The organism is Sphingomonas sp. GM_Shp_2 (assembly GCF_026540875.1).
Lineage (GTDB): Bacteria > Pseudomonadota > Alphaproteobacteria > Sphingomonadales > Sphingomonadaceae > Sphingomonas > Sphingomonas carotinifaciens.
Window position 1 is genome coordinate 1 of sequence record NZ_JALNUQ010000085.1, and the last position, 7,058, is coordinate 7,058.

The 7,058-nt window shown below is 66.9% G+C and carries 6 protein-coding genes and 1 pseudogene; 1 reads left to right on the plus strand and 6 read right to left on the minus strand.

Features of this window, described 5'->3' with window-relative positions; translation table 11 throughout:
* Positions 1–246 precede the first annotated feature (246 nt).
* The 6 genes from OXR08_RS18255 to OXR08_RS18280 form a co-directional block, all read right to left on the minus strand.
* On the minus strand, positions 247–804 hold the full coding sequence (locus tag OXR08_RS18255) for a (2Fe-2S)-binding protein (protein ID WP_267352049.1): 558 nt from the start codon (positions 802–804) through the stop codon (positions 247–249).
* A gap of 26 nt (positions 805–830) precedes the next feature.
* The gene (locus OXR08_RS18260; RefSeq protein ID WP_267352052.1) at positions 831–1,568 is read right to left on the minus strand and encodes a class II aldolase/adducin family protein; all 738 of its coding nucleotides are present in this window, start codon (positions 1,566–1,568) and stop codon (positions 831–833) included.
* 67 nt (positions 1,569–1,635) lie between these two features.
* The gene (locus tag OXR08_RS18265) at positions 1,636–2,763 is read right to left on the minus strand and encodes a CaiB/BaiF CoA-transferase family protein (RefSeq protein WP_267352054.1); all 1,128 of its coding nucleotides are present in this window, start codon (positions 2,761–2,763) and stop codon (positions 1,636–1,638) included.
* An 11-nt stretch (positions 2,764–2,774) separates the two neighbouring features.
* On the minus strand, positions 2,775–3,959 hold the full coding sequence (locus tag OXR08_RS18270; RefSeq protein ID WP_267352056.1) for an acyl-CoA dehydrogenase: 1,185 nt from the start codon (positions 3,957–3,959) through the stop codon (positions 2,775–2,777).
* Between the two features lie 98 nt (positions 3,960–4,057).
* Positions 4,058–6,232 (minus strand): TonB-dependent receptor, encoded by a 2,175-nt coding sequence (locus OXR08_RS18275; protein ID WP_267352058.1) that lies wholly within the window; start codon positions 6,230–6,232, stop codon positions 4,058–4,060.
* Between the two features lie 423 nt (positions 6,233–6,655).
* Positions 6,656–6,832 carry a hypothetical protein gene (locus tag OXR08_RS18280; protein ID WP_162843994.1) on the minus strand — a complete coding sequence of 59 codons (177 nt, stop codon included), beginning with the start codon at positions 6,830–6,832 and terminating at the stop codon, positions 6,656–6,658.
* A gap of 89 nt (positions 6,833–6,921) precedes the next feature.
* Here OXR08_RS18280 and OXR08_RS18285 point away from each other — a divergent pair.
* Positions 6,922–7,058, plus strand: a pseudogene (locus OXR08_RS18285) (LexA family transcriptional regulator); the annotation flags it as partial.

A 7,058-nucleotide genomic window follows, 5' to 3' on the forward strand; every position in this document is an offset into this window, starting at 1 on the left:
GGGCGGGGGACGACACCCACTCGCTCGCCGCCATCGCCGCGACGTTGCCAGCCGCGATCCGTGCCGCGGTTCTGCATCTCCTGCTGCGCCTGCGCTGCGCCGGGTATCAGCGCTCCGGCGGCGAGCAGCGCGGCGATCCACCTGTTGGTCATGCAAGCCATCCTTCATCGCCGGCGCAAGGGCGCGCCGGCCCGATCATGGGATGGTGATAAGGCAGGCCGGGTGAGGGCAAGCTTAATCGCCTGGTCAGCGATCCGACAGCTTCGCGGATGGCGCGACAAGGGCGGGCACGGTGCGCGCGGCATCGACGGGGTCGGTACCGGGGCGCGGGGCGGCGGCGATGACCTCCTCGCCCCGCGCATTGCGGGCAGCGCGCTGGATGCTTTCCACCAGACGGGGATAGATGCCGCAGCGGCACAGATTGTCGATCGCGGCGCGGATCGTCGCCTCGGACGGGTCGGCGTCCTTCTTCAGCAGGACCGATGCCGCCATGACGATGCCGGGGATGCAGAAGCCGCATTGCACGACATTGTCGGCCAGAAGCGCCAGTTGCAGCGGATGCGAGCGATCGCGCGATAGACCCTCGATCGTGGTGACGAAGCTGCCTTCGAGCGCGCCGATCGTCGTCTGGCAACTGCGCACCGCCCGGCCGTCGACGTCCACGGTGCAGGCGCCGCAGTGCCCGGTGCCGCAGCCATATTTGGTGCCTGTCAGGTTCGATGCGTCGCGCAACGCCCAGAGCAGCGGCGTTTCAGGGTCGAGGCGATACTGGACGGGCTGGTTGTTGACGGTCAGGCGGCTCATGGCAGCGCCGTCCTAGCGGATCGCGGCTAATCCCGCCATGTCCGGTCGATGCGGTCGACCAGCCGGACCATGGCGGCGAAATCCGCCTTGCCGGGGCCGCCGGGGATCTGGACCTTGGACAGGTCGCGCTGGTGGACGGCGATGACCTCCGGCGGCACCTCCAGCGCGCGGCCCATGGTGGCGGTGGCGATCTGGATCTCGCAGGCGCGCTGGAGCGACCAGTGTTTCAGAAACGCCTCGGGCAGGGTGCGGCCCATGACAAGGATGCCGTGGTTGCGCAGGAACATGACGCGCCTGTCGCCGAGATTGGCGATCAGGCGCTCGCCTTCCTCGAAGCGGACGGTGACGCCTTCGAAATCATGATAGGCGATCTGGCCGGCAAAGCCGCAGGCGTAGAAGTTGGTGGGGCGCAGCCCGCCCTCGACCGAACTGACCGCGGCGCCGGCGGTGGTGTGGGTGTGCATGATGCAATGCGCATCGGGCAGGTGGCGGTGGAAGACGGCGTGCTGGGTGAAACCGGCAAGGTTCACGGGATAGGGGCTGTTTGCCAGCTTGTTGCCGTCGATATCGATCTTCACGAGGCTGGAGGCGGTGACCTCGGAAAAATGCAGGCCGAAGGGGTTGATGAGGAACGCGCCGTCCTCGTCCGGCACCTTCAGGGTGATGTGGTTGTAGATCATCTCAGACCAGCCGAGCATGTCGAACACGCGGTAGCAGGCGGCGAGCTGCTGGCGCGCCTCCCATTCGGCAGCGCTGGGGGCCATGACAACCTCTCCTCCGTTTTCTTTTCAGAAGAAGGGTATGCCACGGATGCGGGCGGATGCAATCGGGTCAGTCGCCCTTGCCCAGCATCGGTGCGGCCAGCGGATCGGCAAGGGACGCATCCGAGAAACGGATCGGGGTGCGTATGCCCGGCACGGTGCCGCCATCCGCCCGCGCCGCATCGATCGCAAGGCCGCGGGCGAGGATCTGGGGATCGGCGAACGCCTGTGCGACGCTGTTGATCGGGCCGGCCGGAACGCCCGCCGCCTCCAGTCGCGCCAGAAGGTCGTCGCGGTCGAAGCGGCGGGTCGCCGCCTCGATCAGCGGGATCAGCGTGTCGCGGCGGGCAAGGCGCAGCGCGTTGGTGGCGTGGCGCGGGTCATCAGGATCGAGACCGACGATCGTGCAGAAGCGGCGATATTGCGCGTCGTTGCCAACGGCCAGGATGAACCCGCCGTCGCGCACCGGAAACACCGCATAGGGCACGATATTGGGATGGGCATTGCCGAGCCGGGTCGGGGAGACGCCGCCGGCGAACCAGTTCATCGCCTGATTGGCGAGAACGCCGGTCATCGTGTCGAACAACGCCATGTCGATATGCTGGCCGTGCCCGGTGCGCGTGCGCATGTGCAGTGCCGCCTGGATCGCGATCACCGCGTACAAGCCGGTCATGATGTCGGCAAAGGCCACGCCGATCTTTTGCGGCGCCCCGTCCGGCTCGCCGGTCAGGTCCATGATTCCGCTCATCCCCTGCACGATGAAGTCGTAGCCGGCGCGGTGGGCATAGGGGCCGTCCTGACCGAAGCCGGTGATCGAGCAATAGACCAGCCGCGGGTTGAGCGCGGACAGGCTGGCATAATCGAGGCCGTAGCGCGTCAGGCCGCCGACCTTGAAATTCTCGATCAGGATGTCGGCATCGGCGACCAGATCGCGGACGATCGCCTGGCCCTGCGGCGTGGTGAAATCGGCGACAACCGAACGCTTGTTGCGGTTGGCGGCATGGAAATAGGCGGCATCCTCGGTGCCGTCCGGATTGGCGACGAAGGGTGGGCCCCAGCGGCGGGTGTCGTCGCCCGCCGGGCTTTCGACCTTGACCACCTCCGCGCCCAGATCGGCGAGGACCTGCCCCGCCCAGGGGCCGGCTAGGATGCGGGCAAGCTCGACCACCTTCAGGCCGGCGAGCGGGGTAGCGGTCATCGCGGCGGTGTTCAGAAGGCGGCGATGCCGGTGATCGCCCGTCCCAGGATCAGCGCATGGACGTCGTGCGCGCCCTCATAGGTATTCACCGTTTCCAGGTTCATCATGTGGCGCATCACCTGATACTCGCCGGAAATGCCGTTGCCGCCGTGCATGTCGCGCGCCATGCGGGCGATATCCAGCGCCTTGCCGACATTGTTGCGCTTGACGATCGAGACCATCTCGGGCGCGAACCGGCCTTCGTCCATCAGGCGGCCGACGCGCAGCGAAGCCTGCAGACCCAGCGCGATCTCGGTCTGCATATCCGCCAGCTTCTTTTGGTAAAGCTGCCGCCCGGCGAGCGGGGTGCCGAATTGCTGGCGATCCAGGCCATATTGGCGCGCGGCGTGGAAGCAGAACTCGGCGGCGCCCAGCGTCCCCCAGCTGATGCCGTAGCGGGCGCGGTTGAGGCAGCCGAACGGGCCCTTCAGCCCCTGCACATCGGGTAGGAGCGCATCCTCGCCGACCTCGACATCATCCATCATCACCATGCCGGTGATCGACGCGCGGAGCGACAGCTTGTTGTCGATCTTGGGCGCGCTCAGCCCCTTCATGCCCTTTTCCAGCACGAAGCCGCGGATGGCGCCGCCATGCGCGTCCGACTTGGCCCAGATGACGAAGACGTCGGCGATCGGGCTGTTGGAGATCCAGGTCTTGGCACCCGACAGCAGATAGCCGCCCTCCACCTTGCGCGCGGTGGTGCGCATGCCGCCCGGGTCGGAGCCGGCATCGGGTTCGGTCAGGCCGAAACAGCCGATCCACTCGCCGCGCGCCAGTTTGGGCAGGTACCGGCGCTTCTGATCCTCCGATCCATAGGCGTGGATGGGATACATGACGAGGCTGGACTGCACGCTCATCATCGAGCGATAGCCGGAGTCGATGCGCTCCACCTCGCGCGCGACCAGCCCATAGGCGACATAGCCGGCACCGACGCCACCATACTCCTCCGGAATAGTGGGGCCGAGCAGGCCGAGTTCGCCCATCTCGCGAAAGATGTCGGGATCGGTATGCTCGTTGGCGAAAGCCTCGATGATACGCGGGGCAAGGCGATCCTGCGCATAGGCGTGCGCGGTGTCGCGGATCATCCGTTCGTCATCGCTCAACTGCTCGTCGAGCAGGAACGGGTCCGCCCAGTCGAAACTGCCCATGCCGGCCATCGTGTCTCTCCTTTTCACGGGGCCGGTTTCGAAGAAACAGTATGGCTTGTCCAGTGCGTAGGGACAAAAGCCGTCCCCACGCACCAGATGCCGGGCGATCACAGCCGGAAGCTGAGCGTCGCGCGAAGATCACGTCCGGCCAGCGGCGCGAAATCCTTCAGGACGCTGGCGTGGCGTCGGGCGGTCACATCGAACAGATTGTTGCCGCTCAGGATCAGCGTCGTCGGATTGGCGGCACCGAACGGGTGAAGCGAGACCGAAGCGTTGACCAGCGTGAAGCCGTCGGTCGGCGTTTCGAAGGTGGTCACACGGTCCTGTTCGAAGCTGTGCTCCACCTCGACGCGCGCGCTGGCCGTGTCGCCCTGCGCCTCAAGCCCGCCGAGCAGGCGCAGCGGCGGGATGCGCGGCACCGGGCCCTGGTTCACGACGCGGGCATGCACCCAGTCGCCGAGCAGGTCCGCATTGATCCGGTAGCCACCGATCGTCGCCAGGCGCAGCGATCCTTGCGCCTCCAGCCCGTAATAGCGCGCATCGGCCTGTGCGAACTGGAAGCAGGGCAGGTCGATATCCTCGCCCGGTGCGGCGGCAGCGCAGGCAGCGGGCGCAACCTGGTTCTCGTAGATATAGTTGGAGAACCAGTTGTAATAGGCCGACGCGTCAAAGCTCCACGCGTCGCGGTGGGCGTGCAGCGTCGCCTCCAGCCCCCAGCTTTTCTCCAGCCGGAAGTTGGGGTTGCCCAGCTCATAGGCCTGGGTGCCGGCGTGCGGGCCGTTGGCATAAAGCTCCTCGGCGGCCGGTGCGCGCTCGGTACGCGAGCCGTTCAGGCCGATGCGGATGTCGGGCGCGACCTCGTAGGAGGCGCCGAGCGAGCCGGACACCGCATCGAACGTCCGCCGGCCGTTGAAGAAGCGCGTGTTGGCAAGGCCGGGCCGTGCTTCCACCGACGTATTCTCGTACCGTGCGCCGGCCTCCGCGCGGAAGGGGCCCATGTTGAACTGTTGCAGGGTGAACAGGCCGACCTGCGACGTGTCGTTGCGCGGCAGAAAGGCTTCCTCGCCCGCGACGTCGAAGCGGCGGTGGAAATATTGCACGCCCGATGCGCCCAGCCAGCCACCGCGGTTTGCCTGCACCAGTTCGGCCCGGCCCTCGATCCCTTGCGTGTCGAAGCGGGTGTGGATGTCGCCATCGGGCCCGAGTTCGGCATGGGTATAATCGGCGGTCGCGGCGCGGACGCGGATGCGATCAATGAATGATCCCCCCGCCTCGATCTCGCCGCGCAGGTCGAAACGGTCCTGCTTCAGCGAGATACGCGGGCTTTCCTGCTCCTGGCCGGGGGCGACCGCATAGCGGACGGGCAGGCCGTAAAGGCTGTCATAATGGCTGTACGAGATGCCCAGGCTGCCACCATCGCGGATCAGCGAAGCGCCGACGCCGGCGTTCCACGTTTCCGACGCCGTGTTGGGCAGCCGCTTTCGGATGCCGGCATTGGCGGCGAAATCGATCTCGTCGCCGTGATCATGGCCATGATCGTCATCGCCGTGGTCATGATCATGATCGTCCTCGACCGGCAGGCCGGCAGAGGCAAGAGCGCGCGCACGCTGGACCGGGGACAGGGCGTAACCCGGAATGCGCAGGTTGCCGGTGCGCAGATAGGACCCGTCGGCATGCAGCACCAGGCCGCCACCGACCGCGACGTCGGCCGCAGACGAGATCGAGCGTTCGTCGGCCGCCGAGCCGTAGGTGGCGATACCGGACAACCGATAGCCGTTTTCCGGCACGGTGCGCGGGATACGCGTGTCGACGACGTTGACGACACCGCCGACCGCCGACGATCCGAACAGCAGCGCAGAGGGGCCGCGCAGCACCTCGACCCGGTCGGCGAGCAGCGGGTTGATCGCGACCGCATGGTCGACGCTGGTGTTGGACGCATCGATCGAGCCGATGCCGTCGGATAGGACGCGGATGCGCTCGCCCTGGAAGCCACGCAGCACCGGGCGCGATGCATTGGGGCCGAACGAGGTGGCCGAGACGCCGGGCAGGCGGGCAAGTGTCTCGCCGATCGTCGGCCGGATCGCGCGGCTGAGTTCCTCGCCGGCGAGGATCGAGGTGCCCGACAGCACGTCCGCCTCCGACTGGCGGATCGGTGCGGTGATGACGATATCCCGGCCGCGATCGCGCGCCGGCGCGGGATCGGTCGGGGGAGCCGTTTGCGCCAGAACGGGGGTGGCCAGGGCGAGGGCGGACAGACCGGACAGGAACAAGGCTTTTGCCAAGACGGGCTCCAACAGAAAAGGCGAAACGCCGCCCTCGTAGCGTGATGATACAGCATATCAAGTTAAATGCTCGTCATGTTCCGGTCGGCGGGCGATCGAGCAGCAGCGCCTCAAGCTGGATCGTGATGTCGGCGTCGATGACGGTGGGCGGCGCTGCAACCAGGTCGGCCACCAGGTGCCGGGCCATGGGCAGGTCCCGGTCGGGCAGGGCGGCAAGCCAGGTGGCGAGAATGCCGGTCCAGGCAGGATGCGGGCGCGCGTCGACCTCGACCGTCAGGCGCGTTCCGGTGAAGGTGGCCGAACACCAGTCCTGCTCGTGGCGGACATGGGCCGACAGGGTCAGGCCAAGTCGCGCGGCGTCGGTGACGAGCGCACGGCACAGGGCGGCGCCCGGCCCCTCCGAACGGCCGGCACGCTGGCGGTTCAGCCATCGCGTGCGGCCAGGAACGCTTCGATCCGCTGGACCGTCCGCCGACGCAATTGCCGCCCACGGCGAAGGTCGCCGACCAGCCGCGGATCGTTGACCGCCAGTCGTCCGAACCGCGTCTCCGGCATGGCCGTACTCCGCAGGAACCGGTCGATCCTGATCATCAGCCCCATGAACATCTCCCATCGCGAATCTCCTTATCCGTTCTTGTTCTGTTCTATTTCCAACTTGTCTAGGAAATATCCTGTGACTAGATTGGGGCATGCAGGATGATCCCAGACAGACGCTGAACGGGCTGGCGGAGGCGGCAGGTGTCAGTCTGGCGGCGCTGTCGCGGATGCTGGGCCGTAACGCCGCCTATCTTCAGCAGTTTGTTGGTCGTGGCAGTCCCCGGCGGTT